The organism is Microbacterium luteolum (assembly GCF_039533965.1).
GTDB lineage: Bacteria > Actinomycetota > Actinomycetes > Actinomycetales > Microbacteriaceae > Microbacterium > Microbacterium luteolum.
Genome location: NZ_BAAAUN010000001.1, coordinates 2,896,149 through 2,921,844, shown reverse-complemented (window position 1 = coordinate 2,921,844; position 25,696 = coordinate 2,896,149). Strand labels below are relative to the sequence as shown.

Here is a 25,696-nt window from a genome sequence, read left to right as displayed (position 1 = left end):
GACGCTCACCTCCCCGGTGCTCGCGGATGTCGTCGCGATCATGTTCAGCGACGCGCCTTCGCCATCAGCTCGGCGCGCGGGTTCTCCGTCGGCTCGAGCTCCTGAAACTTCTCCAGTGCCGCGCGGGCGGCCTCGTCGAGGTGCGTCGGCACCGCGACCTGGAGCTCGGCGAGCAGGTCGCCGGTGCCCTTCGACGTCGTGACGCCGCGGCCTTTGACGCGCAGCACACGACCGGAGGGCGTGCCCGGTGCGACGCGGAGCTTGACCACGTCGCCGCCGAGAGTCGGCACCTCGATGGTCGCGCCGAGCGTCGCCTCGGTGAACGTCACCGGCACGATGAGGCGCAGGTTCAGCCCGTCACGTGTGAAGACGGGATGCGGGCGCACCGTGATCTGCACCACGATGTCACCGCGCTCCCCACCGTCGGGCGAGGGACGACCGCGACCGCGCAGACGGATCTTCTGCCCGTCGGCGACGCCGGCGGGGATCTTCACCTTGAACGGCTTGCCGTCTTCGCCCTGCAGGGAGATGGTCTCGCCCTGCACGGCCGTGATGAAGTCGATCGTCGTGCGCGCCGTGACGTCGGCGCCGCGCTGCGGTCCCCCGTAACCGCGGAACCCGCCGGAGGTCTGCCCGAAGCGGCCGTTGCCGAACGAACCGCCCTGCCCCTGGTTGAACATCGCGAAGATGTCCTCGAAGTCGGCGGACTGGCCGCGTCCCTGCTGGCCGAAGCGGCTGAACACGTCTTCGAATCCGCCGGCACCCGCGCCGCCCGCCGTGAAGCGTGCGCCCGAGCCCATGGCACGGATCTCGTCGTACTCCTTGCGCTGCTCGGCGTCGGAGAGCACCGAGTACGCCTCGCTGATCTCCTTGAACTTCGCCTCTGCCGCCGCATCACCCTGATTGGAATCGGGGTGGTACTTGCGCGCCAGCTTGCGGTACGTCTTCTTGAGATCGGCGTCGCTGACGTCCTTCGAGACCCCGAGGGTCTTGTAGAAGTCCTTGTCGAACCAATCCTGGCTAGCCATCGATCACCTACTCGGCAGGTACGGCGACGACGACCTTCGCGGGACGCAGTTCGATGTCACCGAGGCGGTATCCCACCTCGACGACTTCGAGCACCGTGGTCTTGGTGGCGCCCGGAGTGGGCTGCTGGAAGATCGCCTCGTGGCGCTGCGGGTCGAATTCCTCGCCCTGCTCGCCGTAGGAGACGACGCCGAGGCGCTCCACCACCGCGCGCACCTTGTCGGCGATCACGGCGAAGGGCGTGCCCTCGACGAGGTCGCCGTGCTGGGCGGCGCGATCGAGGTCGTCGAGCACGGGGATGAGACCCTTGGCGGCCTCGCCCTTCGCTCGCTCGCTCTCGATCTGACGCTGCTCCTCGGTGCGGCGGCGGTAGTTGGCATACTCGGCCTGCAGACGCTTGAGGTCGTTCAGCAGGGTGGACTCGAGGTCGGCGAGGACGGCGTCTTCCGCCGCGGCCTCACCGGTCTGCGTCGCGCCGAGGATGTCGTCGACCGTGAGGTCGTCGTCAGAGCCCTCGGCCGCTGCAGCCTCGGTGGAGTCGGGGTTCTGCGGCTGGGGGCCGGACGCGTTCGCGTCCGACCCCTCTTCCGGAACCCCGGCGTTGTCGTCGAAGTTCTTGTCCGTCATGATTACTTCTTGTCTTCCTCGTCGTCGACGACCTCGGCGTCGATGACGTCCTCGTCGGAGGAGCTGTCATCGGAGGGAGCGTCACCCTCGGGGGCGGCGCCGGCCGCGGCATCCGCCTGCGACGTGGCGTAGATCGCTTCGCCGAGCTTGCCCTGCGACTCGTTCAGCTTGTCGAATGCGGTCTTCACGGCGTCGTCGTCCTCGCCCGCGAGTGCGGTCTTGAGGGCGTCGACGTCGGCCTGGACCGACTCCTTCACGTCGGCGGGGAGCTTGTCCTCGTTGTCCTTGATCAGCTTGTCGATCGAGTAGGCGAGGGTCTCGGCCTGGTTGCGGACCTCGGCGGCCTCACGGCGCTTCTTGTCTTCGGCCGCGTTCTCCTCGGCCTCGCGCACCATGCGGTCGATGTCTTCCTTGGACAGCGACGAGCCGCCCGTGATCGTCATCGACTGCTCCTTGCCGGTGCCCTTGTCCTTGGCGGACACGTGCACGATGCCGTTGGCGTCGATGTCGAAGGTGACCTCGATCTGCGGGATGCCGCGGGGGGCCGGGGCGATGCCGGTCAGCTCGAACGTGCCGAGCGGCTTGTTGTCGCGCGTGAAGTCGCGCTCGCCCTGGAAGACCTGGATCGCGACGGACGGCTGGTTGTCGTCTGCCGTGGTGAAGGTCTCGCTGCGCTTGGTCGGGATGGCCGTGTTGCGCTCGATGAGCTTGGTCATCATGCCGCCCTTGGTCTCGATACCGAGGCTCAGGGGGGTGACGTCGATGAGCAGCACGTCCTTGCGCTCACCCTTGAGGACTCCGGCCTGCAGGGCAGCGCCGACGGCGACGACCTCATCCGGGTTGACGCCCTTGTTCGCTTCCTTGCCGGCCTCGCGCTTGACGAGCTCGGCGACGGCGGGCATACGCGTCGATCCACCGACGAGCACGACGTGAGCGATGTCGGCGACCTTGATGCCGGCCTCGCGGATGACGTCTTCGAACGGCTTCTTGGTGCGGTCGAGGAGGTCCTTGGTGAGGTCCTCGAACTTCGCGCGGGTGATGGTCTCGCTCAGCGACACCGGGCCGGACTCCGTCAGCGACAGGTACGGGAGGTTGATGCTGGTCGAGGTCGAGGAGGAGAGCTCCTTCTTGGCCTGCTCGGCAGCCTCCTTGAGGCGCTGGAGGGCGATCTTGTCACCCGAGACGTCGACGCCCGTGGTCTCCTTGAACTGCTTGATGAGGAAGTCCACGAGACGCTGGTCCCAGTCGTCTCCACCGAGGCGGTTGTCACCGGCGGTCGAGCGCACCTGGATGGTCGAGAAGTCGTCGTCCTTGCCCACCTCGAGGAGGGAGACGTCGAACGTTCCGCCACCGAGGTCGAAGACGAGGATGAGCTCGTCTTCCTTGCCGCGGTCGAGACCGTAGGCGAGGGCGGCGGCGGTCGGTTCGTTGATGATGCGCAGGACGTTGAGGCCCGCGATCTCACCGGCCTCCTTGGTGGCCTGGCGCTCGGCGTCGTTGAAGTACGCGGGGACGGTGATGACCGCATCGGTCACCGTGTCGCCCAGGTAGGACTCGGCGTCGCGCTTGAGCTTCATGAGGATGCGCGCGGAGATCTCCTGCGGCGTCCACTTCTTGCCGTCGACGTCGAAGCTCCAGTCGGTGCCCATGTGGCGCTTGACGGAAGAGATCGTCCGGTCGACGTTGGTGACGGCCTGGCGCTTGGCGGTCTCGCCGACCAGCACCTCTCCGTCTTTGGTGAAGGCGACCACCGAGGGGGTGGTGCGGAAGCCCTCGGCGTTGGCGATGACCTTGGGCTCGCCGCCCTCGAGGACGCTGACGACGGAGTTGGTGGTTCCGAGGTCGATACCGACAGCACGTGCCATGTGTTTTCTCCTTTGTTGGAAGTTGTTGTGGTTCGGAAATCTGCGGCGATCAGGGAAACCTGAGTCGCGATGACTCAACTGTACTCCGAGGTGCGGATGCTGTCAAACAAAGTTGATACGAGACGGCTCAAGTTTGCGCTTCGGGAGTTATCCACAGGGGCGGATCGGCGGATGCGGCGACTGCCTAGGCTCCCGCAGCATGACTCGACGAATTCATCCCACCACCCTCCGCATCCCTGCCGTCATCGCCGTGGCTGCCTTCCTGGCTGTCGCGAGCGGGTGCGCCGCACCACCGATCTCGCGCGAGGCGAGGAGTGCGGACTCGAGCCGCGCACCGGGCGCGAGCCCGACACCGGGTGCGGGGATCGGGTCGGTCTCGCAAGACGTGACCTTCGCTGCGGGCGCGGAACTGCCGGCGGATTCGGACATCGGGTGGGGCGACGGTCTGATCGAGGACGAGGAGTGGGAGGCTCTGCCGGCCGACCAGCCGGGGCGATGGTCGTATGTGAATGCCAGCGGTGCTTGCACGGCCTCGTTCCGGGGCGGTGTGCTCGGTGACGCGACCGGCATGGACGACAGGGAGGCCACCGACGCCATGATCGAGCATCAGGCCGGTGACGACTTCCTCGGGCGGGACTGGCTCACCGACGGAGAGTTCCTGCGCTACGGAGGAGAAGGCTCCGGCGTGGAGCACCGCCAGTTCAGCTACACGTTCAACGAGGTCGGATACTTCATGGCCGCGCGAGCTTTCGTGAAAGCCGACTACTCGGTGTGGGTCATCGTCACGTGCGAGGGCGAGCCGGTCGGCCCTGTCGTGCAGGAGGTGCTGTCGAAGAACTTCATCGCGGTGGACGCGCCGGCGAACTGAGCCGGTTTTCGGGGCGCCCCTGCGTCAGAAGGGTGGTGGGGTGTCGTCTTCGGTGAAGGTGATGGTGTGGGGCGCTGGTGGTGTGTCGATGTAGGTGCGGCCGGTGGGGCTGGTCCAGGCGTACAACCCGTCGGCGAGGGGTTCGACGTGCCACGGGGTCTGGTGTTTGAGGGTGTGGTGCCGTCGGCAGAGGTGGCCGAGGTTCTCGGCGGTGGTCGCACCGCCGTGGGCGGCGTCGTGGTGGTGGTCGATGTCGCAGTCCGATGGTGGGTATCCGCAGGTGGGGAATCGGCAGCGTTGATCCCGAGCCCGCAGGTGTCGTTTCAGGTCAGCGCCAGGTCGGTACCGGTCGACGGTGAGGAGCGCCCCGGTGATGGGGTGGGTGAGGATGCGATCCCATCCGGATGCCGCACCCGCCAGGCGTCTCGCGGTGTCGGGGTCGATCGGGGTGCGCCCGTTCAGTTCCGCAGGGGTGGTCCCGGCGCCCATGAGGGTTATGACGGGGACGGTGACGGACACGGTGGCGGTGATCGCGGCGAGCAGCCCGGCCGCAGTGTCGTGTCCGGCCGGTATGCCGGTGAGGAGGAGATCGAGGGTGAGGTCGGCGCGGATCTGCGAGAGGGTGCGCGGGTCCTTGGCGGCAGTGCCGTCGTGCTTCTTGTCGGCGGCCGGGCCGAATGCGCTCTCCCGCGCCTGCGCGGCGGCATCCGTGCCAGGCGCAGTCGGATTCGTCTGTTCCTGCACCGTCTGTTCCTGCACGGTTTTCGCCATGGCGGTGATCCGGTCGAACGCGCCGTGCACGAGCGCGGCGGGGCCGCACATGCCGAGTTCGGCCATCCCGTCGGGGAGGTCTTTCACCCACACGCCCCGCTTCGCCCGCGCATCCTTGTGTCGTTCACCGATCGGACGGGACTGGTAGCGTTCCGCGACCCGCCTCGCCATCCGGGCGACACGGTTCGGGGACTCGGTCTCCGCGAACCCGAGCACCTCTCCCGCGTACGCATCCCGGGCAGCGGGATCATCCAAGTGCTCACCGGCGTCGCAGATCACCCGGGCATGCCCGGCACTGATGAGCCCGGCGCCCAGCGCCCGCCACACCCGCGGGAAACGCTCCACCAGGAACGACGCGTCCGTCATCCGCCGCTGCACCGTCCGATCCGACACGCGCAACGCGGCCGCGAACTCGGCCGCGACCGTCCGCAACGCCAGCTCCGCCTCGTCCCGCGACGCGGCCTGCCGGGCGACGTCGACCGCCAACCGGGACCCGACCGCGAGGAAACCATCCCGCACCGCCTGCATGCTGCTGATCGTGCGCTCGACCTCGACGAGCATCTCGGTGACCGCCCCCAGGGCGTTCACCTGCTCGACCGTCGCGTCCGCCAGTGCTGTCATACCCCTAGTGAACCAGGGGCCACCGACATTCAAACCCCCAGATCAGCCCCACAAACCGATACACCGGCATGCCGTGCTGACGGCGTCAATCGGAGGCCTTAGCAGCCGCCGGACGCACCAGCAGCCGGCGCACCGCCCCGCGCGCCAGCATGAGCACGACGATGAGCAGCGTCACGAGGAAGAAACCACCGAGATACACGGCGTCTCCGAAGACCAGGTCGACCAGCTCCAGCACGAGGAACTTGCTGCCCGGCATCACGAGCAGCAGCACCACCACCCCGACGGCCCGCCTCGCAAGACCGCCGTCGGAGCGTATGCGCGCGAGCGCCTTCGTCTTGACCCACGCCACGACTTCGAGCACGAGCTTCAGCAGGATCGCCGTCAGCAGCGACAGCAGGAAGCTCTCGGAGATCACCGCAGGGAACAGCTGGGTGAAGGTGCCGAGGACGACCAGGTACACGAGGACGTCGACCAGGTCGATGGCGCGGAGCCGCATGCCGCGAGTCTAGAGGTTCGCTCCCCCGCGGTACCGCGCCGCAGGATGCCGCTCCGGCAGGCGCGGCCCCTCGCCGAAGATCCGTTCGCGCAGGGTCTCCCCCGGCGTGTACGCCACGCGCATCCGTCCCCGCCGACGAAGCTCGGGCACGACGAGCTCACCGAAATCCCTGGCCGTGTCGAAGGAGTGGTACTGACGCAGGTTGATGCCGTCGATCCCGTCGACGTCGAGCCAGCGCTCGATCGTGTCGGCCACCTGCTCGGGGCTTCCGACGGCGAGGAACCGCGAATCCCATGCCTCGTCGACCGCGCCGGCGAACTGCCCGACCGTCAGGTGCAGGGGCAGCCCTCCGGCATCGATGACGTCCTGCCGCCCCTCGCGCTCGAGCGCCTCCCGCACGGTGATGTCGGCGGGATGCTGCAGCGGATGGAACGGCACGCTCATGTGGATGAACGCCCCCTCGGGGTCTCGGAACGTCCGGTAGCCCTCGTACTTCGCCCGCGCCTCCTCCTCGGTGGGGGCGACGATCACGGTGGCCATCACGACGTACCGGGTGTCCTCGGGGAGCCGACCGCGACGCACGCTCTCGTCCCGGATCGCGGCGATGTTGCGCTCGAGCGCTCCGGGCGGACGGTCGGCCGTGAACAGCACCTCGGCGTGCTGCGCCGCGAACGCGATGCCTGCCTTCGACGCCGATGCCTGGAACAGCAGCGGCACGCGCTGCCGCGACGGCTCGGACAGGTGCGGACCCTTCACGCGGAAGTGCGTGCCGACGTGATCGATCGCCCGCACCGCACCCACGCGGCTGTACGTGCCGACCTCCTTGTCGGCGACGACCGCGTCGTCATCCCAGGAGCCCTCCCACAGCTTGTACAGGACGTCGATGTACTCGGCGGCGATCTCGTACCGGGTGTCGTGGGGGATCTGATCGTCGAGACCGAAGTTCCGCGCGGCGTTCGGCAGATACGAGGTCACGATGTTCCACCCCACCCGCCCGCGGGTCAGGTGATCGAGCGTCGCCATCCGCCGCGCGAACGCGAACGGCGGCTCGTACGTCGTGGAGAAGGTCACGCCGAAGCCGACGTGCTCGGTGACGGCCGCCATCGCGGCCACGAGCAGCAGCGGGTCGATGTTCGGGATCTGCAGCCCGCGCTCCAGCGCCGGCTCGAAGCTGTCGTCGTACACGTCGTACGCACCCACGACGTCGGCGAGGAAGATCGCGTCGAACCCGGCGGCCTCGGCGACCTGCGCGAGCTCGGTCCAATACGAGATGTCGGCATAGCGCTCGCGCTGGTTGTCGGGCTGGCGCCACAGTCCGTGAGTGATGTGCCCGGGCGTCGCCATCTCGAACAGGTTGACGATGAGCTGCTTGGCCATCCCCCAAGGATGCCGGAACCGCTCGCCGTCGACCGCATCGGGTGGCGCGCCCGTCGCAGAGCGTCACGCTCCGAACGCCCGGACTCACCCGGCGGCGCACCCGGTGAGATCGTGGACGGTGATGCCCCGGTGATAGATCTGGAGGTCGGGCTGGGCCGGATACCCTCCGGTCCGCCACGAAGACCGGTAGATGCCGGTCTGGAAGTACGGCGGCCACTGCTGGTGGTAGTTGTTGTCGCCGGAGATGTCGAGCACCGTCGAGCCGCCGTGGGTGATGATCACCCGACCGGGCGTGGACGGCGTGGACCAGCTGATGTCGAAGGTCCAGTCATTCCAGCGGCCGTGCACCACCGGCACCGGCAGCGGGTGCCGCGTGAGTCTCGTCGTGAGGTCGGGCAGCAGTTCGTAGGTGTGGAACTCCCAGGCGGGCGTCGGCGCCCCGTCGAGCACGAGAGCGAGCGGCGGGTTGGTGGCGCGGCCGTCCGGCAGGGTGAAACCGTGCCACTGCGCGAGCAGCGTGCCGTACTCGTAGGGCACGTAGTCGGTGGGGATGTAGTGCGAGACGCGATAGCGATAGCGACCGGGAGCGAACTGCTTGCGGGCGATCTCCGCCCGGTACGAGGTCTGATCGGCCGGAACGGTGAAGCGCATCACCGGGCGGCCGGAGCCCGCGGGGTCGGGCACGATCGCATAGCGCGCCGGCGGGAACAGCGTCTGGTCGCTCCACAGATCGGCGGCCGCGAGCTCGGCACTGTCGCCGTCGAAGATGCGCCCCGTCCAGTTGCCCGCGCTCGGCGTCGCGAAGCCGTCCTGGTGGACGAGAGCCTCGCAGGCGGCGCTGGCGGATGCCGGGCGCCCCGCGACCGCGAACGTCGTGGCGAGCGCCGCCGCTCCACCGGCGAGGAGCAGTGTGCGTCGATCGATCACGAGTCGTTCTAGGGCATGCCGGTCGGTCTGAGAAACTCCATCGTTCGTCATGCCGACACGGTAGGCGTGTCGTGGGAGGGCGCCAAGCGAACTAACAGAACCTCACATCATCACGGAAACATCTCCGTCATACGCACCTCCTAGGCTGGCCGCATGGCTCGACCCACCCTGCTCGCCGTCTCCCACGGCACGTCCGACACGGCCGGGGCGCGCGCGATCGCGGACCTCGTCGAAGCGGTCGCCGCCCGGCTCCCCGACGTCAAGGTGCGCGCCGCCTTCGTCGACGTGCAGGAGCCCGACGCGGTCGACGCCCTCGCGGCGATCGACGGACCCGTCGTGGTCGTCCCGCTGCTGCTGTCGAGCGGATTCCACGTGCATCACGACCTGCACGGCATGGTCGCCGACCGGGCGGATGCCGTCGTGGCGGCTCCCCTGGGCCCCGACCCCCGACTGGCCGCCGTGCTCGCGGAGCGGATGCCCGCGGCATCCGCTCTCCCGGTGATCCTCGCGGTCGCCGGGTCCCGCGATCCGCGTTCGCTGACGGATGCCGAGGGCATGGCGACCGTCCTGCGCGAGCACCTCGGCCGCCGAGTGGAACTCGCGTATCTCGCCGCGCGCGAGCCCGACCTGCCGACGGCTCTCGCGGCGCACCCGGACGCGGTCGTCTCGACCTATCTCCTGGCTCGCGGCTACTTCTTCGACCTCGCGGAGCGGCAGGCGGCCGGGCGCGTGCTCACGCTCCCGCTGCTCGACGGCGGCACGGTGCCGGATCCGCTGATCGACATCGTGGTCTCGCGATACGAGGAGACCGTCCCGCAGATCGCCTGATCCGGACCGACGGGCCCTCTGTCAATATTCCGGCGGCCGTGTGTCTCTCTGTGACGCCCCCTGACGCCCCGTGTCATCGAGGTTCTTGCACCGAGTCCAAGCTCCTACTTTGATGCGAAGCCATCCCAGGGAGCAGGACATGACCATCGAGCAGCCGACGCCGATCCGTGGTGCCCGCACGCGCACCACACGGACGCCGACCAAACCCCACGGACAGTGGGCGGTCGACGGTCGCGAACCCCTGAACGCGAACGAGGAGTTCAAGCTCGCAGACGACGGGCTCAACGTGCGGGAGCGCATCGAGACGATCTACGCGAAGGGCGGATTCGCGTCGATCGACCCGACCGACCTGCACGGACGCTTCCGCTGGTGGGGGCTGTACACCCAGCGCAAGCCGGGCATCGACGGCGGCCGCACCGCCCAGCTCGAGCCGCACGAGCTCGAGGACGAGTACTTCATGCTGCGCGTGCGCATCGACGGCGGGCAGCTCACCACGCAGCAGCTCCGGGTGATCGGCGAGATCTCGACCGAGTTCGCCCGCGACTCCGCCGACCTCACCGATCGCCAGAACGTGCAGCTGCACTGGGTGCAGGTCGAAGACGTCCCGGAGATCTGGCGTCGACTGGAAGAGGTCGGGCTCAGCACCACCGAGGCCTGCGGCGACGTGCCGCGGGTCATCCTCGGCTCCCCCGTCGCCGGCATCGCGGCCGACGAGATCATCGATCCGACCCCGCAGATCCAGGAGATCGCGGACCGCTTCATCGGCGATGCCACGCTCGCGAACCTGCCGCGCAAGTTCAAGACCGCCATCACCGGCCACCCCAGCCAGGACGTCGTCCACGAGATCAACGACTGCGCGTTCGTCGCCGTCGAGCATCCCGAGCTCGGGATCGGCTACGACCTGTGGGTCGGCGGCGCGCTCTCGGTGGTGCCGCGCCTCGGCGAGCGCCTCGGCGTCTTCGTCGCGCCCGACCGGGTCGCCGAGGTCTGGCACGGGGTGACCCGGATCTTCCGCGACTACGGCTACCGCCGCCTCCGCAACAAGGCACGCCTGAAGTTCCTGCTCGCCGACTGGGGCGTCGAGCGCTTCCGCGAGGTGCTCGAGACGGAGTATCTCGACAGCCCTCTCCCCGACGGCCCCGCCGCCCCCAAGCCGACGAGCCTGGGCGATCACGTCGGCGTGCACGCCCAGAAGGACGGCCGGTTCTTCGTCGGCGCGGCCCCGCTCGTCGGCCGCGTCTCCGGCTCGACCCTCACGGCGCTCGCCGACCTCGCCGAGGTGCACGGGTCGCAGCGCGTCCGCACCACCCCGCACCAGAAGCTCATCGTGCTCGACGTGCCCGAGCCCGAGGTCGAGAACCTCATCGCAGGCCTCGATGCGATCGGCCTGTCCGCCCGCCCCAGCCTGTTCCGGCGCGGCACGATCGCCTGCACCGGCATCGAGTACTGCAAGCTCGCGATCGTCGAGACCAAGGCCAACGCGGCGGAGGCGATCACGCAGCTCGAGCAGCGCCTCGGCGAACTCGAGCCCGAGATCGGCCGCCCCATCACCCTGCACGTGAACGGATGCCCGAACTCGTGCGCCCGCATCCAGATCGCAGACATCGGCCTGAAGGGTCAGCTCGTGTCCATCGACGGCGAGCAGGTTCCCGGATACCAGGTGCACCTCGGCGGCGGCCTGGCCAACGTCGACCGCGAGGAGGCCGGCCTCGGCCGCACCGTGCGCGGCCTGAAGGTGGCCGCCGACGGCATCGCCGACTACGCCGAGCGGGTCATCCGCCGCTACCTCGCCGATCGGGAGCTCGACGAGACCTTCGCCGTCTGGGCGCACCGGGCCGACGAGGAGGCGCTGCAATGAGCCCCATCGAGGTTGGGTCCCTGAGCTTGTCGAAGGGCCGTCCTGCCCGCCCGGCTCGCCGCTCCGCGGACGAGCTCCGCGCCCTCGCCGAGCGCGGCGCCGTGGAGCTGCGCAGCCGCCAGGCCGATGAGGCGAGCCCCGCCGAGGTCGTCGCCTGGGTCGCCGAGAACTTCGCCGTCAGCCAGGCCACTGTGGCCTGCTCGATGGCGGATGCCGCGCTGCCGCATCTGGTCGCACAGAGCCTCCCCGGTGTCGACGTGCTGTTCCTCGACACCGGCTACCACTTCGCCGAGACGACGGTCACGCGCAACGAGGTCGAGCGCGAGCTCGACGTGCGCATCGTCGACGTGAAGCCCGTGCAGTCCGTGCGCGAGCAGGATGCCGAGTACGGCGAAGACCTGTTCGCCCGCGATCCCGGGCTGTGCTGCGCGCTGCGCAAGGTCGAGCCGCTGCAGCGATCGCTGGGCGACTACGAGCTGTGGTTCACCGGTGTGCGTCGTGAAGAGGCACCGACCCGCGCCGACACCCCGCTGATCGTCTGGGACGAGCGCAACGGACTGGTCAAGGTGAACCCCGTCGCCGCCTGGAGCTTCGACGACCTCATCGACTACGCGACCACGAACGAGGTGCCCGTGAACCCGCTGATCGCGAACGGCTATCCGTCGATCGGCTGCGCGCCCTGCACGAAGCCCGTGGCGGCCGGCGAAGATCCTCGATCCGGCCGCTGGGCCGGACTGTCCAAGACGGAATGCGGGTTGCACCTATGACTGTCACCGCCCCCACCCGACTGTCGGCGCTCGACCTGCTCGAGGCCGAGGCGATCCACATCATCCGCGAGGTCGTCGCGGAGTTCGAGCGCCCCGTGTTGCTGTTCTCCGGTGGCAAGGACTCCGTCGTCGTGCTGCACCTCGCGGCCAAGGCCTTCGCCCCCGGACGCGTGCCCTTCCCGGTGCTGCACGTCGACACCGGACACAACTTCCCCGAGGTGATCGCCTTCCGCGACGAGACGGTCGCCCGGCTCGGCATCCGTCTCGAAGTGGCGAGCGTGCAGTCGTACATCGACGACGGTCGCCTCGCCGAGCGCCCCGACGGCACGCGCAACCCGCTGCAGACGCAGCCGCTGCTCGACGCCATCGCCGCGGGGAAGCACGACGCCGTGTTCGGCGGCGCCCGCCGGGACGAGGACAAGGCGCGAGCCAAGGAGCGGATCATCTCCCTGCGCGACGAGTTCGGCCAGTGGGATCCGCGCAACCAGCGCCCGGAGCTCTGGAGCCTCTACAACGGCCGCCACCTTCCCGGTCAGCACGTGCGCGCCTTCCCGATCTCGAACTGGACAGAGCTCGACGTCTGGCGCTACATCGAGCGCGAGGGCATCGCGCTGCCTCCCCTGTACTACGCGCACGAGCGCGAGGTGTTCCGCCGCGACGGCATGTGGTGGGCGATCGGCGAGTTCTCGCAGCCGCGCACCGGCGAGGAGACCGAACGCCGCGTGGTCCGCTACCGCACGGTCGGCGACATGAGCTGCACCGGAGCCGTGGAATCGGATGCCGCGGACACGGCATCCGTCGTCGCCGAGGTCGGCCGGTCCACGCTCACGGAGCGCGGCGCCACCCGCGCCGACGACCGCATCAGCGAGGCGGCCATGGAAGACCGCAAGAAGGACGGGTACTTCTGATGACTGCTGTTGAGACGGGGTCCCTGAGCACGTCGAAGGGCACACTGTTCCGCTTCGCCACCGCCGGATCGGTCGATGACGGCAAGTCGACCCTCGTCGGGCGCCTGCTGCACGACGCGAAGGCGATCCTCGCCGACCAGCTCGAGCAGGTCGCGTCGACGTCGCGGCAGCGCGGTTTCGCGCACGGCGAGTTCGACTTCGCGCTGCTCACCGACGGCCTCCGCGCCGAGCGCGAGCAGGGCATCACGATCGACGTCGCCTACCGGTATTTCGCGACGGATCGCCGCAGCTTCATCCTCGCCGACTGCCCCGGGCACGTGCAGTACACGCGCAACATGGTCACCGGCTCCGCCACCGCCGACGCCGTGATCGTGCTGGTCGACGCCCGCAAGGGCATCGTCGAGCAGACGCGCCGCCACCTCGCGGTCGTCTCTCTGCTGCGCGTCGCGCACGTGATCATCGCCGTCAACAAGATCGACCTCACCGGCTTCGACGAGAACGTCTACGTGGCGATCGAGCTCGAGGCAGCGCGCGTGGCCGAGCAACTGGGCCTGCAGGGCATCCACGTTCTCCCCGTCTCGGCCCTGGAAGGCGACAACATCGTCGACCGCTCCGAGCGCACCCCGTGGTACTCCGGCCCGACGCTGATCGAACTGCTCGAGGAGCTGCCGCGTCAGGACGAGGCGGATGCCGCGGCATCCGCTCTCCGGCTCCCGGTGCAGCTGGTGCTGCGCCCGCAGGGCGGGCTGTCGCCCGAGATCCTCGATGCCGAGCAGTACCGCGACTACCGCGGCTTCGCCGGGCGCATCGCCTCGGGCGTCGTGCAGGTCGGCGACCGCGTCGACGTGTTCCCCGGCGGGCATGAGACGACCGTCACCGGCATCCACGTGGCCGGAGAGCCGGCGGATGCCGCGACCGCGCCGCAGTCCGTGACCCTCACGCTCGCCGATGAGATCGACGCCGCCCGCGGTGCGCTGATCGCCGCGGTCGGCACCGCTCCGGCGGGAAGGCGCGAGGCCGTGGTCGAGCTCTTCCAGCTGGACGCGCGCCCGGTCGTCGCGGGCGCGAAGGTGCTCGTCAAGCACGGCACCGCCACCGTGCAGGCGCTGGTCGCCGAGGTGCTGTCGCGCCGTGACCTCGAGACGCTCGCGCACGAGGACGCGCCGTCGCTCGCCGCGAACGAGATCGGCCGGGTGCGGCTGCGCTTCGCCGCCGACCTGCCGATCGAGCCGTATGCGCGCGATCGCTCCGGCGGCTCGCTCCTGCTCATCCACCCCGCCGACGGCGCGACGCTCGCCGCCGCGACGGTGATCGACGAACCCTGAGACCTGCACCACCGAACCTGCACCACCCCACCTGCACCATCTGACCGCTGAGGAGGCGAAACCGTGAAGATCAACAGAACCACCACGACACTCACTGCCCTGGGACTCGCTGCGATGATGCTGGCCGGCTGCGCCTCCGCATCCGCGACCGGAGACGACGCGAAGGGCGAGGCCGAGGCCCCGGCCGAGGTGCGCCTGGGCTACTTCGCGAACGTCACGCACGCACCGGCGCTCGTCGGACTCTCCGAGGGTCTGTTCGAGGACGCGCTCGGCGACATCGACCTGAAGACCGAGGTCTTCAACGCCGGCCCCGCCGCGATCGAAGCGCTGTCGGCCGGGGCCATCGATGCCACGTACATCGGACCGAACCCGTCGATCAACACCTTCATCCAGTCGGGAGGGGAGTCGGCGCACATCATCGCGGGCGCCACCTCGGGCGGCGCCGCCCTCGTCGTGCGCGACGGGATCGACAGCCCGGAAGACCTCGCGGGCGCGAACATCGCGACCCCGCAGCTGGGCAACACGCAGGATGTCGCGCTGCGCAGCTGGCTGGCCGAGGAGGGTTTCGAGACCTCGACTGCCGGCGGCGGCGATGTCACGATCACCCCGACCGAGAACGCGCAGACGCTCACGCTGTTCCAGCAGGGCGAGCTCGACGGTGCCTGGCTGCCGGAGCCGTGGGTGTCGCGTCTCGTGGTCGAAGCGGGCGCGCACGTGCTCGTCGACGAAGCCGACCTGTGGAAGGACGGCGCGTTCCCGACCACCGTGCTGCTGGTGCGTGCGGAGTTCGCGGAGCAGCATCCCGACGTCGTCGAGGATCTGCTCGAGGGGCACGTGGCCTCCGTCGCCTGGCTCGACGAGCACGCCGACGAAGCGCCGACCGTCATCAACGACGCGCTGGAGGAGGCGACCGGCAAGAGACTGTCGGACGACGTGCTCGCCCGCGCGCTCGACAACGTCACCTTCACCGTCGATCCGCACGCGGAGACCTTCGCCGCCCTGGTCGACAACGGCCTGGCCGCCGGCACGCAGAAGAAGGGCTCGATCGACGGGCTGTTCGACCTGCGCGCACTGAACGCGCTGCTCGCGAAGGACGGCGGGAAGCCCGTCTCCGCCGCCGGACTCGGGGACGAATGATGAGTGCGCCCGTGGGGTCGGCTGAAGCTGGGTCCCTGAGCCCGTCGAAGGGCGCGGTCGCCGCGCTCACGCCGAGCTTCGACGGCGTGACGCCTCCGGCCGCGCAGCCTCCGGCGGTCGACCCCGCGGTGCGCCTCTCCCACGTGACCAAGCGGTACGGCTCGGGGCCGCTCGTGCTCGACGACGTGACGCTCGACATCGCGCCCGGCGAGTTCGTGTGCCTGCTCGGCGCATCGGGATGCGGCAAGTCCACGCTGCTGAACCTCATCGCCGGGCTCGAGCCCCTCACGTCCGGCGAGATCCGGACCGCCACGGGGTCGCTGAGTCCGTCGAAGGGCGGCGCGGCGGTGATGTTCCAGGAATCCGCGCTGATGCCCTGGCTCACCGCGCGCAAGAACGTCGAGCTCGCACTCCGGCTGCGCGGCGTCCCCCGCGGCGAGCGCCGCGAGGAGGCGCAGCGTCTGCTCGCGACCGTGAACCTCGCCGAAGCGGGAGACAAGCGACCCCATGAGCTGTCCGGCGGCATGCGCCAGCGCGTCGCGCTCGCCCGCGCCCTCGCCCAGGACCGTCCCGTGCTGCTGATGGACGAGCCCTTCGCCGCGCTCGACGCGATCACCCGCGATCTGCTGCACGAGGAGCTCGAGCGGGTGTGGCGCGCCACCGGCCGCACGATCGTCTTCGTCACCCACAACGTGCGCGAGGCAGCGCGGCTCGGACAGCGCGTGATCCTGCTCTCCAGCCGCCCCGGTCGGGTCGCCGGGGAGTGGAAGGTCGCCACGACCACCGGCCGGCGCATCGAGTCGCCGGAGGTCGCCGCCCTCGCCACCGAGATCACCGCCGAGCTGCGGAAGGAGATCCGCCGCAATGCCGCGTGACACCACCGCCCCTCGACTTTCGAGCGAGCGCAGCGAGACCAAGGACGACGAGCTCCGTACGCTCTCCGCGGGCCTCGACCGCCTGCAGAGCGCGCAGGGCGACCTCCGCCCCCGATGGCGCACGGCGCTGTCGAAGGTGCTGCCGCCCATCGTTCTGCTGCTGGCGCTGCTCGCCGCCTGGCAGGCCTACGTCGTCATCGCCGACCCGCGGCCCGACATCGCTCCCGGTCCGCTGCAGGTGGCCGGAGCGCTCGGCGAGGCCTGGGAGACCGGCCGCCTGCAGGAGGCCGTGCTGACCAGCCTCGAGCGCGGGGTCATCGGCTTCCTCATCGCGATCGCCGTCGGCACCCCGCTCGGTCTGCTCCTGGCCGAGTGGAAGCCGCTACGCCGTGCCGCCGGTCCCCTCATCTCCGGCCTCACCGTGCTGCCCTCCGTGGCCTGGGTGCCCGCCGCGATCATCTGGTTCGGCCTCTCCGACGCGACGGTGTACTTCGTGATCCTCATGGGCGCGATCCCCTCGATCGTGAACGGACTGCTCTCCGGCATCGACCAGGTGCCGCCGCAGCTGCGCCGCGTCGGGACGGTGCTCGGAGCGAGCCGGTGGCAGCTCGCCACGGCCGTCATCCTTCCCGCCGCGCTCCCCGGCTACGTCGCCGGACTCAAGCAGGGATGGGCGTTCTCGTGGCGCTCACTCATGGCCGCGGAGATCATCGCCGTGGGCGGTTCGATCGGCTTCGGGCTCGGCTCGATGCTGCAGCAGTCGCGCGAACTCGCCGATCTCGCCGGCGTGCTCGGCACCATCCTGCTGATCCTCGCGATCGGCATCCTCATCGAGCTCGCGATCTTCGGGCCGTTGGAACGACGGATGCTGCAGAGCCGCGGCCTCGCGCTGGGAGGCGACCGATGACCGGAACAGTCACCCTCGTGGGAGCGGGACCCGGCGACGCCGGCCTGCTCACCCTCCGCGGCCTCCGCGCACTGCAGGAGGCCGACGTGATCGTCGCCGACCGCCTCGGCGCCCGCGCGGTGCTCGAGCAGCTCGCCGCGGACGGCGTGCACCTCGCCGCCGAGGTCATCGATGTGGGCAAGCTGCCCGGTCACCATCCGGTGCCGCAGGACGGCATCAACGACCTTCTCGTCCAGCACGCCCTGGCGGGGCGCCGCGTCGTGCGGCTGAAGGGCGGCGACCCCTTCGTCTACGGACGCGGACGCGAGGAGCAGCAGCACTGCGAGGAGGCCGGCATCCCGGTCGAGGTCGTCCCCGGCATCACGAGCGCCGTGTCGGTTCCTGCCGTCGCCGGCATCCCGCTGACCCATCGCGGCGTCGCGGCATCCTTCACCGTGCTCAGCGGCCACGACCAGATCGAGCCCGGTGGGGTCCTGAGCCTGTCCAGGGGCGACCACACGGTCGTGCTGCTGATGGGCGTGAACACGCTGGGGCACTCCGCGCACGTGCTGAGCAGCGGCGCCCGCGGGGTCGACTGCCCTGTCGCGATCATCGAAGACGGCTACGGCGAGGGCGAGCGCGTCACCATCGGTACTCTCGGCACGATCGCGCACCTCGCCGCGAGCCGCCAGGTGCGGTCGCCGGCGGTCGTCGTTGTCGGTGACGTGGTGGCCCTGAGCCCGCACGCCGCTGGGTCCCTGAGCTCGTCGAAGGGCCGCACTTTCACCCGACGCTTCGACAAGCTCAGCGACCCAGGCCATGAGCTCAGCGACCCAGGCCATGAGCCCATCGTCCCCGTGACGCCCAAGCCGCACTGGGCCGATGCTCTCGACGCGGGTCTCGCCGTCGACACGGGCCTCGTCCAGGCGATCGACGCGCTCGAACCGGCATCCGCTCGTCGTTCTCCCCTCTCCTCCCTGTTCTCTCGCTCGCGCTGAACGCGCCCCCGAAAGGCTGTCATGACCTCCTTCCCTCCTGCCCTGCGCGTCGCGATCGTCGGCGCCGGTCCGGCCGGCATCTACGCCGGCAACCTCCTCGCCACCGCAGTGGCCGCGCGCCCGGACGCCGATGTCGAGATCGATCTGTTCGAGTCGCTCCCTGCGCCGTACGGGCTGATCCGCTACGGCGTCGCACCGGACCACCCCCGCATCAAGGGCATCGTGAACTCGCTGCACGAGATGCTCGACGCGTCGACCTCCTCGTCTCGCCGCACGATCCGCTTCATCGGCAACGTCGAGGTCGGGCGCGACATCGCGCTCGACGAGCTGCGCGAGCGCTACCACGCGGTGATCCTCGCGACCGGCGCGATCCGCGACGCCGTGCTCGACATCCCCGGCGTCGAGCTGCCCGGCTCGTACGGCGCCGCCGACTTCGTGGCCTGGTTCGACGGCCACCCCGACGTCGCCCGCACCTGGCCTCTCGACGCCTCGTCGGTCGCCGTGATCGGCAACGGCAACGTGGCCCTCGACGTCGCGCGCGTGCTGGCCAAGCACGCCGTCGACCTGCGCACGACCGAGGTGCCGGACAACGTGCTCGACGGCCTCGAGTCGTCAGCCGTGACCGACGTGCACGTGTTCGGCCGCCGCGGCCCCGCCGACATCAAGTTCACACCGATCGAGCTCCGCGAGCTCGGCGAGGTGCGCGACGTCGACATCGTCCTGTACGACGAGGACTTCGAGGGCGTCGATCCGGCCTCCGCCCCGAACAACCAGCTCAAGGTGATGCTCCGCACGCTGAACGGCTGGCGCGAGCGCCCCGCCGGCACGGCATCCCGTCGGCTGCATCTGCACTTCTGGCACGCGCCGGTGGAGATCACCGGCGACGGGGAGGTCGAGGGCATCCGCTTCGAGCGCACGCGTCTCGTGACCGGCGAAGCGGATGCCGCGCCGCGACTGACCGGCACGGGCGAGTTCCGCGACTACGCCGTGCAGGCCGTCTACCGCGCGGTGGGCTACTACGGCACCCGTGTGGTCGACGCCCCGTTCGACGAGGCGCGCGGCGTCGTGCCGAACGCCGGCGGCCGCGTCGACGGCGAGACGGGTCTGTACGCGACCGGCTGGATCAAGCGCGGACCCGTCGGCCTGATCGGGCACACGAAGTCCGACGCGCTCGAGACGATCACGAACCTGATCGCGGACGCCGAGGCCGGCCTGCTGACCGACGGCCCTGGGTCCCTGAGCCCGTCGAAGGGCGAGGACGTGCTCGACCTGCTCGACGCCCGCGAGACGGCGTACACGACGTGGGACGGCTGGCTCGCCCTCGACGCGCATGAGCGCCACCTCGGCGAGACGCACACCCACGCCCGTGAGCGGGTCAAGGTCGTGCCGCGCGAGGAGCAGGTCGCGGTGTCGTCGCAGGCGGTGTCGCGCGACGGCGCGCTCGTCCGATGACCTACGTCATCGCACTGCCCTGCGTGGATGTGAAGGACCGGGCCTGCATCGACGAGTGCCCGGTGGACTGCATCTACGAGGGCGAGCGCTCGCTGTACATCCACCCGGACGAGTGCGTCGACTGCGGCGCCTGCGAACCCGTGTGCCCCGTCGAGGCGATCTACTACGAAGACGACCTGCCGGATGAGTGGCAGGATTACTACAGGGCGAATGTCGACTTCTTCTCGGAGATCGGATCGCCCGGCGGCGCCGCCAAGGTCGGCGTCTACGCGTTCGACCATCCGGTGGTCGCCGCCCTTCCCCCGCAGGAGGGTGCGCATGAATGAGAGGGCTCCGTACGACGTGCTCATCGTCGGCGGCGGTCCCGCCGGCCTCTCGGCCGCGCTGAACCTCGGCCGCTCCCTCGTGCGCGTGCTCGTCGTCGACGCCGATCGTCCGCGGAACGCCGCGACGCTGAGCTCGCACGGCTTCCTCACCCGCGACGGCGTGCCGCCGCATGAGCTGCGTCGCATCGCCCGCGAGGAGCTCGCCGCCTACCCGAACGTCGAGATCCGCTCGCGCGTGCGCGTCGCCGCTCTCCGGTCGACGGATGCCGGAGCCGACGGTGCGCGCTTCGACGCCGAGGTCGGGCGTCGGGAGCCCGAGACGACGGTCTCGGCACGTTCGGTGCTGCTGGCGACCGGACTCCGCGAGACGCTTCCCGACGTGCCGAACCTGCGCGGCTTCTACGGCATGAGCCTGTTCAGCTGCGCCGCGTGCGATGCGTGGGAGCTGCAGGGCCGACGCCTCGCGCTCATCGGGGAGTCCGCCGACCTCGCCTCCCGTGCGCGCCTGATCGGCCGGTGGACCGAGACGCTCACGGTCTTCACGAACGGCGCCGATGTCGTGACCGCAGCCGAGGAGGCAGAGCTCGCCGTCGCCGGCATCACCGTGCTGCGGCATCCGATCGTCGAACTCGTCGGCGACCGCGGACGGCTCGAGGCGATCCGCCTGGCCGACGGGGCGACGATCGCCGTGGACGGCGGATTCGTGCGCCCGGAGTGGGAGACCGAGCTGTCGTTCCTCGACGGGATCGCGCCGACTCTCGACGACGCGGGGCACCTAGTCACCGATCGCTCCGGACGCACCGACGTGCCGGGTCTCTACGCGGCGGGCGACGCGGCGACCCCCGGACCGCAGCAGCTCATCGTCGCGGCCGGAGCCGGAGCCCGTGTGGCGGCGGTCATCGTGCACGACACGATCGGCGTCGCGACCGCGCACTGAGCGCTGAGCAGGGCTGCCCATCCTCCGCGGCCGGGCGCGGGGCTAGGCTGACCGCCATGACGCGCACCTCGCAGATCTCCCCGTTGCTCCGTCTCGCCGCCGCGGCAGTCGTCGTGACGGCGGTGCTCCCGCTCAGCGGATGCCTCTTCGCGCAGATCCCGACCGGCGGACCGTCCGAGAGCACGCCGTCCAGCGGGCCGGAAGCGACCGACGAGCCCGCCGAGGAGCCGGCGGGCGGATCGACCCTGACGTTCGACGAGGGCCAGGAGCTCTCGAGCAGCGCGTACATCGAATGGGGCGACGGGTTCCTGGCCGACGACGACTGGAAGTCGGTGACGCCCGACGACGGCAACGGGGGCTGGACGTACGGCACGCTCGACGACACCTGCACCGCGCAGTTCTGGCAGGGCCGGACCTCCGACGTGGCGGTGGTCGACGGTGACGACAGCGCCTCGTCCGACGCGATCCTCGGGGTTCTGCTGCAGACGCCGACCGCCGACATCACGCCGGTCGCGACCACCGGAGAGTTCAGCTACCTGGTCGGCGGCGCCGGCGGCGTCGAGACCCGCCAGGTCGTCGGCACGGAGGGCGACCGCACCTGGACCATGGCCGCACGCGCGTTCACGGCGACCGGTGTCGGCCTGTACGTGATCGTGGACTGCACGGGCGGCATCGGCGCCGAGGCGACCATGGACCTCGTCAACGAGGCCAACGCGGTGGTCGTCACCCCCTGATCCTCCAGAGAGCGCGAGGCCTCACTTGCCGCCGGGAGGACCGACCAGCAGCAGGATCACGTAGAGCGCGACGATGCCGACCGCGAGCAGGAGCACCAGCACGAGGGGCCGACGCAGGAACCAGCGCATCAGCCGGTCGTACCAGCGGCGGTCCCGGGGATCGTCGGTCGCATCGAGGCGCCAGGCGCCGTCGAGCCGGCCCGTGCGGTGCAGCCAGATCTCGGTGGGGATCGTGGCGTAGGGGACGATCGCGCTGACGACCGCCAGCACGCCGACGCCGAGGTGCCAGCGCTGGTTGAGCGCGACGAGCACGGCCGAGGCCGCGTAGGCGAGGAACACGAAGCCGTGGATGCCGCCGCCCACGGTCACCACCACGCCGGGCGCGCCGACCGCACGGGCGATGATCGCGGCGATCAGGATCGTCCAGGTAATCGCCTCCGCGATCGCGAGAACTCGGAACAGGCGGTCGGGGGTGCGGAACACGGGACTCCTCGGGTGGCGTCCTCCCAGCGTATCCGGGCCGCGGCGCCGTTCGATTCGAACGGTGGAATACCCGGCGGCGGCACGATGTTGCCGAAGGCATGGTGACAGTGGATGCGGACGCGCTCTCGCAGGTGCTCAGCACCGTCGATCTGCGCGTCGGCGTGGCCCGGCGCACCTCGCTTCCCGCGGGGGCGCTGCTGCCGATCCCGCACGACATGATCACGCTCGTGTACATCGCCGAGGGCAGCGTGCACGGGCATCCGCCACTCGGAGACGGATGCCGTCTCGACGTCGATCCCGGTTCGCGCCGCCTCACGATCGACCCGCAGGGCCACCGCGATCGGCTCGTCGCCGGCGACGCGTTCCTCATGCTGGGCGGATCGCCGTTCGCCCTCGAGGCCGAGGAGGCCGCCAGCCTGATGGTCGTCGACCTCGAACTCGCGGATGCCGCCTCGCAGCTGCGCGCGGTCCTGCCCGAGTTCATCACCGTCACGGGCTTCGACGCCCTCGAGCCCGCGGCCGCGGCTCTGGCCGAGAACATGGGCCTCGTCGACCCGACCACGTGCCCCGTCCGTCAGGGCGATCCGCTGATCTGCCGGATGATGGCGACCACCGTGCTGCTGTCGCTCATCCGCGCCTGGGCGGCGAACGGCTGCGCGCCGCAGGGCTGGCCCTCGCTGTCGAACGACCCCTTCCTCGACCGCGTCGTCGAGGCCATCCACGAGGAGCCGGGCCGCGACTGGACCGTCGAGCGCCTCGCCGGCGTCAGCGCGATGTCGCGCTCGACCTTCGCGGAACGCTTCCGCAACGCCGTCGGCCGCTCCCCCGCCGACTACGTCACCGAGGTGCGCGTCGACGCGGCGAAGCGGATGCTGGACGCCGGACGACCCGTCTCCGAGATCTCCCGGGAGCTGGGCTACGCCTCGGACGAGGGGTTCAGCCGCGCGTTCCGCCGCCGCACCGGCATGACCCCCTCGTCCTGGCGCATGGCCCACCGCACGCCCGTCCCCGCGTAGCCCCCGGCCGGCCGGCATCCGGCATCCGGCGCCCGGCATCCGGCATCCGGCATCCGGGATCCGGGATCCGGCAGCGGGCACAACTTCGGAGCCCCGCGAACGACTCGCCGCGCGGGGCTCCGAAGCGGCGGGGTGTCGGCCGTGGACTCCGAAGCTGTGCGCAGCTGACTGCGGCCGGCCGGGTGTGCCGAGATCCCGCTCAGGACTTGATGCGGTTCGATGCGCCGAACAGCACGGCGCCGACGAGCAGGATCACCGCTCCGACGGCGTAGACGAGCTCGATGCTCATCGTGTCGACCAGGAATCCGCCGACGCCCGCCGCGATCATGATGGCGCCCTGGAACCCGACGACCACCAGGCTGCCGCCGGCCTCGAGGCGATCCGGCATCCGGTGACCGACCCAGGTGTTCACGACGATCAGCCAGGAGGCGAAGAAGAGGCCCCAGACGAACACGACGATCCCGATCCCGAGGACGGTGCCGGAGAGCAGGATCATCGAGGCGACCGCCACCGCGATGACGACGGGTGCGAACACGGCGAAGAAGGCGAACGACCGGTCGATCATCAAGCCGATCACGAGGTTGCCGATCAGGCCACCCGCGCCGAACAGGGCGAGCAGCACGACGATGGTCGAGGCGTCGACATCCGGGATGCGCTCCAGCGCGAGACGCACGTAGGTGTAGGCGAGGAAGTGGCCGAGCACGATCAGCACGTGGCCGATCATGCCGAGGCTGATGCCGGGGCGGCGGACGGTGTCGACCAGGAGACGGATGCTGGACGCCTGAGCCGCCGGCACCGACGGCAGGAGCACTCGGAGCGCGATCGCGAGCAGCCCGGTGACCACGCCCGCCAGGGCGAAGACCATGCGCCAGTCGATGAGCTCGCTCAGCATCACTCCGATCGGCACGCCGGCGACGGTGGCGAGCGAGGTCCCGGCGGCGGTGAACATCACCGCGCGACCGAGGCGCTCGGGACCGGCGATGCGGGCGGCGACCGTGATCGACATCGACCAGAACGCGCTGATCGCGGCGCCCAGCAGGAACCGGGCGAGCAGCACGATCACGAGGTTCGGAGAGATCGCGACGATGAGGTTCGACACAGCCGCGGCGAGCGCCATCCACACGAGCAGCGAGCGACGGTCGAGGCGCGGGAAGATCAGGCCGATCGTCGGCGCCACGAGCAGCCCGACCAGGGCGGTCACGGTGACGGTCTGCCCGGCCTGCCCCGGGGTGACGCCCAGCGACTCCGCCATCTCGGTGAGCACACCGTTGGGCAGGAACTCCGCTGTCACCAGCAGGAAGCTCATCATCATCACGACGATGAGGCCGCCGTACGGCATCCGCCCTGCTCGAGAAGGGGATGCGGTCGTCGGGATCGGCGCTGTCGTGGTCATGGTTCCACGCTCTCAGGTTCCGGGGGTCGACGCCCGACCGGTCGTCCGCGGCATCCGACCATTCGTCCGGGTCTGGACAAGCCCGGCGCGCACGCCCTAGGCTCATCGACGCACCGGGACGAGCCCGGAAGGCCCGAGCGGAAGGAGCTGAGGACATGAACACCGTCTTCGTCGCGCTCTCCGCCGACCACCTTCCCTTCGAGGCCACCCGCTCCTGATCCCTGGTGTGGCCTCCCCTTTCCGGAGCCACATCTTGTCTGATCCCTTCCTGTCTGATCCCTTCGCGACAGAACTCTCCTTCGCCGACGTCGAACCCGGCGAGAACCAGCGCTGGTCGACCTGGCCGGCCGTCACCCCGACGGAACGCGGGCCGGAGCCCTGGCCCGACTGGGTCGTGACCTCGGCCGGCGCGCTCGACACCGAGCTCGGCATCCTCAAGACCGGCAAAGAGGCCGACGTGTTCCTGCTCGAGCGCGCGGTTCCCGACGACCCGGCGCAGCACACGCTGCTGGCGGCGAAGCGCTACCGCTCGGCCGAGCACAGCAGCTTCCACCGCTCGGCCGTCTACACCGAGGGTCGCAGCACCCGGAACACCCGCGACACCCGCGCCCTCGCGAAGAAGTCGACCCATGGGCGGGAGGTCGCCGCCGCGCAGTGGTCGTTCGCCGAGTTCGAGGCGCTCTGCCGGATGTGGGAGCTGGGCGCACCCGTGCCGTACCCGGTGCAGGTCAACGGCACCGAGGTGCTGATGGAGTTCCTCGGCGACGCGCACGGCACCGCGGCACCCCGCCTCGCCCAGGTGCGCAGCGACCGTGCGGAGCTCGCGGGCTTCTACGACCAGGTGGTCGAGATCATGCGGGTGTTCGCGGCCGCAGGGTTCGCGCACGGCGACCTCTCGGCGTACAACCTGCTCGTGCACGAGGGCCGCGTGCGGGTGATCGACCTGCCGCAGATCGTCGACATCATCGCGAACCCGCAGGGCCTCGACCTGCTGCACCGCGACTGCGTCAACATCTGCGACTGGTTCACCCGGCGCCGGGTGGAACGCGACCCGGAGGAGCTGTTCGCCGAGCTGCTCGCCGCGTCGTATGCCTGAGGTGCGGCGTTCCGGTCGCAGTTGTTGCCGGTGAGCGGCGTTCCGGTCGCAGTTGTTGCCGCAATCTCGGCCGCTGGGCGGCACGAAGTGCGACCGGAA

25 protein-coding genes are annotated in these 25,696 nt (G+C 70.1%); 16 read left to right on the top strand and 9 right to left on the bottom strand.

Features of this window, described 5'->3' with window-relative positions; genetic code table 11:
• Positions 1-44: 44 nt before the first annotated feature.
• The 3 genes from ABD648_RS14155 to dnaK are packed head-to-tail and all read right to left on the bottom strand — an operon-like array spanning position 45 to position 3,518.
• Positions 45-1,028, bottom strand: coding sequence for a DnaJ C-terminal domain-containing protein (locus ABD648_RS14155; protein WP_282215592.1), 984 nt, complete (start codon positions 1,026-1,028; stop codon positions 45-47).
• A 7-nt stretch (positions 1,029-1,035) separates the two neighbouring features.
• Entirely contained in the window at positions 1,036-1,653 is a 618-nt protein-coding gene (locus tag ABD648_RS14150; protein ID WP_282215591.1) for a nucleotide exchange factor GrpE, read from the bottom strand.
• Positions 1,654-1,655: 2 nt separating this feature from the next.
• Positions 1,656-3,518 (bottom strand): molecular chaperone DnaK, encoded by a 1,863-nt coding sequence (gene dnaK, locus ABD648_RS14145; protein ID WP_282215590.1) that lies wholly within the window; start codon positions 3,516-3,518, stop codon positions 1,656-1,658.
• A 199-nt stretch (positions 3,519-3,717) separates the two neighbouring features.
• Here dnaK and ABD648_RS14140 point away from each other — a divergent pair, with 199 nt between their 5' ends.
• Positions 3,718-4,386: a hypothetical protein gene (locus ABD648_RS14140; protein WP_282215589.1), complete on the top strand. Its 669-nt coding sequence runs from the start codon at positions 3,718-3,720 to the stop codon at positions 4,384-4,386.
• A gap of 24 nt (positions 4,387-4,410) precedes the next feature.
• Here the strand turns inward: ABD648_RS14140 and ABD648_RS14135 are convergent, their stop codons facing one another.
• From ABD648_RS14135 to ABD648_RS14120, 4 genes are all read right to left on the bottom strand, one after another.
• The gene (locus ABD648_RS14135; RefSeq protein ID WP_344709330.1) at positions 4,411-5,778 is read right to left on the bottom strand and encodes an HNH endonuclease signature motif containing protein; all 1,368 of its coding nucleotides are present in this window, start codon (positions 5,776-5,778) and stop codon (positions 4,411-4,413) included.
• Positions 5,779-5,863: 85 nt separating this feature from the next.
• Positions 5,864-6,274 carry a hypothetical protein gene (locus tag ABD648_RS14130; RefSeq protein ID WP_282215587.1) on the bottom strand — a complete coding sequence of 137 codons (411 nt, stop codon included), beginning with the start codon at positions 6,272-6,274 and terminating at the stop codon, positions 5,864-5,866.
• 9 nt (positions 6,275-6,283) lie between these two features.
• Positions 6,284-7,651, bottom strand: coding sequence for an NtaA/DmoA family FMN-dependent monooxygenase (locus ABD648_RS14125; protein WP_282215586.1), 1,368 nt, complete (start codon positions 7,649-7,651; stop codon positions 6,284-6,286).
• Positions 7,652-7,735: 84 nt separating this feature from the next.
• Positions 7,736-8,629: a heparin lyase I family protein gene (locus ABD648_RS14120; RefSeq protein ID WP_344709327.1), complete on the bottom strand. Its 894-nt coding sequence runs from the start codon at positions 8,627-8,629 to the stop codon at positions 7,736-7,738.
• 102 nt (positions 8,630-8,731) lie between these two features.
• On the opposite strand from ABD648_RS14120, the gene ABD648_RS14115 reads away from it, so the two are divergent.
• From ABD648_RS14115 to ABD648_RS14055, 13 genes are all read left to right on the top strand, one after another.
• Positions 8,732-9,406, top strand: a complete 675-nt coding sequence (locus tag ABD648_RS14115) for a sirohydrochlorin chelatase (RefSeq protein ID WP_282215584.1) — start codon at positions 8,732-8,734, stop codon at positions 9,404-9,406.
• A gap of 139 nt (positions 9,407-9,545) precedes the next feature.
• On the top strand, positions 9,546-11,264 hold the full coding sequence (locus ABD648_RS14110; RefSeq protein ID WP_282215583.1) for a nitrite/sulfite reductase: 1,719 nt from the start codon (positions 9,546-9,548) through the stop codon (positions 11,262-11,264).
• Positions 11,261-12,031 (top strand): phosphoadenylyl-sulfate reductase, encoded by a 771-nt coding sequence (locus ABD648_RS14105; RefSeq protein WP_282215582.1) that lies wholly within the window; start codon positions 11,261-11,263, stop codon positions 12,029-12,031. The genes ABD648_RS14110 and ABD648_RS14105 overlap by 4 nt, the downstream gene beginning before the upstream one ends.
• The gene (gene cysD, locus ABD648_RS14100) at positions 12,028-12,939 is read left to right on the top strand and encodes a sulfate adenylyltransferase subunit CysD (protein WP_282215581.1); all 912 of its coding nucleotides are present in this window, start codon (positions 12,028-12,030) and stop codon (positions 12,937-12,939) included. The genes ABD648_RS14105 and cysD overlap by 4 nt, the downstream gene beginning before the upstream one ends.
• Positions 12,939-14,264 carry a sulfate adenylyltransferase subunit 1 gene (locus tag ABD648_RS14095; RefSeq protein ID WP_282215580.1) on the top strand — a complete coding sequence of 442 codons (1,326 nt, stop codon included), beginning with the start codon at positions 12,939-12,941 and terminating at the stop codon, positions 14,262-14,264. The genes cysD and ABD648_RS14095 overlap by 1 nt, the downstream gene beginning before the upstream one ends.
• A gap of 63 nt (positions 14,265-14,327) precedes the next feature.
• Positions 14,328-15,401: an ABC transporter substrate-binding protein gene (locus tag ABD648_RS14090; RefSeq protein ID WP_282215579.1), complete on the top strand. Its 1,074-nt coding sequence runs from the start codon at positions 14,328-14,330 to the stop codon at positions 15,399-15,401.
• Positions 15,402-15,412: 11 nt separating this feature from the next.
• Positions 15,413-16,276: an ABC transporter ATP-binding protein gene (locus tag ABD648_RS14085; protein WP_282215578.1), complete on the top strand. Its 864-nt coding sequence runs from the start codon at positions 15,413-15,415 to the stop codon at positions 16,274-16,276.
• Positions 16,266-17,183, top strand: a complete 918-nt coding sequence (locus ABD648_RS14080; protein WP_282215577.1) for an ABC transporter permease — start codon at positions 16,266-16,268, stop codon at positions 17,181-17,183. Before ABD648_RS14085 ends, ABD648_RS14080 begins: the two co-directional genes overlap by 11 nt.
• The gene (gene cobA / locus ABD648_RS14075; protein ID WP_282215576.1) at positions 17,180-18,160 is read left to right on the top strand and encodes a uroporphyrinogen-III C-methyltransferase; all 981 of its coding nucleotides are present in this window, start codon (positions 17,180-17,182) and stop codon (positions 18,158-18,160) included. The genes ABD648_RS14080 and cobA overlap by 4 nt, the downstream gene beginning before the upstream one ends.
• Before the next feature lie 21 nt (positions 18,161-18,181).
• Positions 18,182-19,612 (top strand): FAD-dependent oxidoreductase, encoded by a 1,431-nt coding sequence (locus tag ABD648_RS14070; protein WP_282215575.1) that lies wholly within the window; start codon positions 18,182-18,184, stop codon positions 19,610-19,612.
• Entirely contained in the window at positions 19,609-19,938 is a 330-nt protein-coding gene (gene fdxA, locus ABD648_RS14065; protein WP_282215574.1) for a ferredoxin, read from the top strand. Before ABD648_RS14070 ends, fdxA begins: the two co-directional genes overlap by 4 nt.
• Positions 19,931-20,875: an NAD(P)/FAD-dependent oxidoreductase gene (locus ABD648_RS14060; protein ID WP_282215573.1), complete on the top strand. Its 945-nt coding sequence runs from the start codon at positions 19,931-19,933 to the stop codon at positions 20,873-20,875. Before fdxA ends, ABD648_RS14060 begins: the two co-directional genes overlap by 8 nt.
• Before the next feature lie 56 nt (positions 20,876-20,931).
• Positions 20,932-21,609 (top strand): hypothetical protein, encoded by a 678-nt coding sequence (locus ABD648_RS14055; protein WP_282215572.1) that lies wholly within the window; start codon positions 20,932-20,934, stop codon positions 21,607-21,609.
• A 21-nt stretch (positions 21,610-21,630) separates the two neighbouring features.
• Here the strand turns inward: ABD648_RS14055 and ABD648_RS14050 are convergent, their stop codons facing one another.
• Positions 21,631-22,092, bottom strand: a complete 462-nt coding sequence (locus ABD648_RS14050; protein WP_282215571.1) for a DUF3817 domain-containing protein — start codon at positions 22,090-22,092, stop codon at positions 21,631-21,633.
• Between the two features lie 98 nt (positions 22,093-22,190).
• On the opposite strand from ABD648_RS14050, the gene ABD648_RS14045 reads away from it, so the two are divergent.
• Positions 22,191-23,108: a helix-turn-helix domain-containing protein gene (locus ABD648_RS14045; RefSeq protein ID WP_282215570.1), complete on the top strand. Its 918-nt coding sequence runs from the start codon at positions 22,191-22,193 to the stop codon at positions 23,106-23,108.
• A 199-nt stretch (positions 23,109-23,307) separates the two neighbouring features.
• Here ABD648_RS14045 and ABD648_RS14040 read toward each other — a convergent pair whose 3' ends face one another.
• Complete coding sequence (locus ABD648_RS14040) at positions 23,308-24,501, bottom strand: MFS transporter (RefSeq protein ID WP_282215569.1); 1,194 nt, start codon at positions 24,499-24,501, stop codon at positions 23,308-23,310.
• A 253-nt stretch (positions 24,502-24,754) separates the two neighbouring features.
• On the opposite strand from ABD648_RS14040, the gene ABD648_RS14035 reads away from it, so the two are divergent.
• The gene (locus ABD648_RS14035; protein WP_282215568.1) at positions 24,755-25,597 is read left to right on the top strand and encodes a serine protein kinase RIO; all 843 of its coding nucleotides are present in this window, start codon (positions 24,755-24,757) and stop codon (positions 25,595-25,597) included.
• The last annotated feature ends 99 nt before the right edge of the window (positions 25,598-25,696 follow it).

Coding starts and splice junctions, on each gene's coding strand:
- ABD648_RS14105 (WP_282215582.1), top strand. CDS start 11,261: ATGAGCCCCATCGAGGTTGGGTCCCTGAGCTTGTCGAAGGGCCGTCCT.
- ABD648_RS14115 (WP_282215584.1), top strand. CDS start 8,732: ATGGCTCGACCCACCCTGCTCGCCGTCTCCCACGGCACGTCCGACACG.
- ABD648_RS14045 (WP_282215570.1), top strand. CDS start 22,191: ATGGTGACAGTGGATGCGGACGCGCTCTCGCAGGTGCTCAGCACCGTC.
- ABD648_RS14110 (WP_282215583.1), top strand. CDS start 9,546: ATGACCATCGAGCAGCCGACGCCGATCCGTGGTGCCCGCACGCGCACC.
- ABD648_RS14130 (WP_282215587.1), bottom strand. CDS start 6,274: ATGCGGCTCCGCGCCATCGACCTGGTCGACGTCCTCGTGTACCTGGTC.
- ABD648_RS14120 (WP_344709327.1), bottom strand. CDS start 8,629: ATGACGAACGATGGAGTTTCTCAGACCGACCGGCATGCCCTAGAACGA.
- ABD648_RS14080 (WP_282215577.1), top strand. CDS start 16,266: ATGCCGCGTGACACCACCGCCCCTCGACTTTCGAGCGAGCGCAGCGAG.
- ABD648_RS14055 (WP_282215572.1), top strand. CDS start 20,932: ATGACGCGCACCTCGCAGATCTCCCCGTTGCTCCGTCTCGCCGCCGCG.
- cobA (WP_282215576.1), top strand. CDS start 17,180: ATGACCGGAACAGTCACCCTCGTGGGAGCGGGACCCGGCGACGCCGGC.
- cysD (WP_282215581.1), top strand. CDS start 12,028: ATGACTGTCACCGCCCCCACCCGACTGTCGGCGCTCGACCTGCTCGAG.
- fdxA (WP_282215574.1), top strand. CDS start 19,609: ATGACCTACGTCATCGCACTGCCCTGCGTGGATGTGAAGGACCGGGCC.
- ABD648_RS14140 (WP_282215589.1), top strand. CDS start 3,718: ATGACTCGACGAATTCATCCCACCACCCTCCGCATCCCTGCCGTCATC.
- ABD648_RS14095 (WP_282215580.1), top strand. CDS start 12,939: ATGACTGCTGTTGAGACGGGGTCCCTGAGCACGTCGAAGGGCACACTG.
- ABD648_RS14070 (WP_282215575.1), top strand. CDS start 18,182: ATGACCTCCTTCCCTCCTGCCCTGCGCGTCGCGATCGTCGGCGCCGGT.
- ABD648_RS14135 (WP_344709330.1), bottom strand. CDS start 5,778: ATGACAGCACTGGCGGACGCGACGGTCGAGCAGGTGAACGCCCTGGGG.
- ABD648_RS14155 (WP_282215592.1), bottom strand. CDS start 1,028: ATGGCTAGCCAGGATTGGTTCGACAAGGACTTCTACAAGACCCTCGGG.
- dnaK (WP_282215590.1), bottom strand. CDS start 3,518: ATGGCACGTGCTGTCGGTATCGACCTCGGAACCACCAACTCCGTCGTC.
- ABD648_RS14040 (WP_282215569.1), bottom strand. CDS start 24,501: ATGACCACGACAGCGCCGATCCCGACGACCGCATCCCCTTCTCGAGCA.
- ABD648_RS14125 (WP_282215586.1), bottom strand. CDS start 7,651: ATGGCCAAGCAGCTCATCGTCAACCTGTTCGAGATGGCGACGCCCGGG.
- ABD648_RS14060 (WP_282215573.1), top strand. CDS start 19,931: ATGAATGAGAGGGCTCCGTACGACGTGCTCATCGTCGGCGGCGGTCCC.
- ABD648_RS14150 (WP_282215591.1), bottom strand. CDS start 1,653: ATGACGGACAAGAACTTCGACGACAACGCCGGGGTTCCGGAAGAGGGG.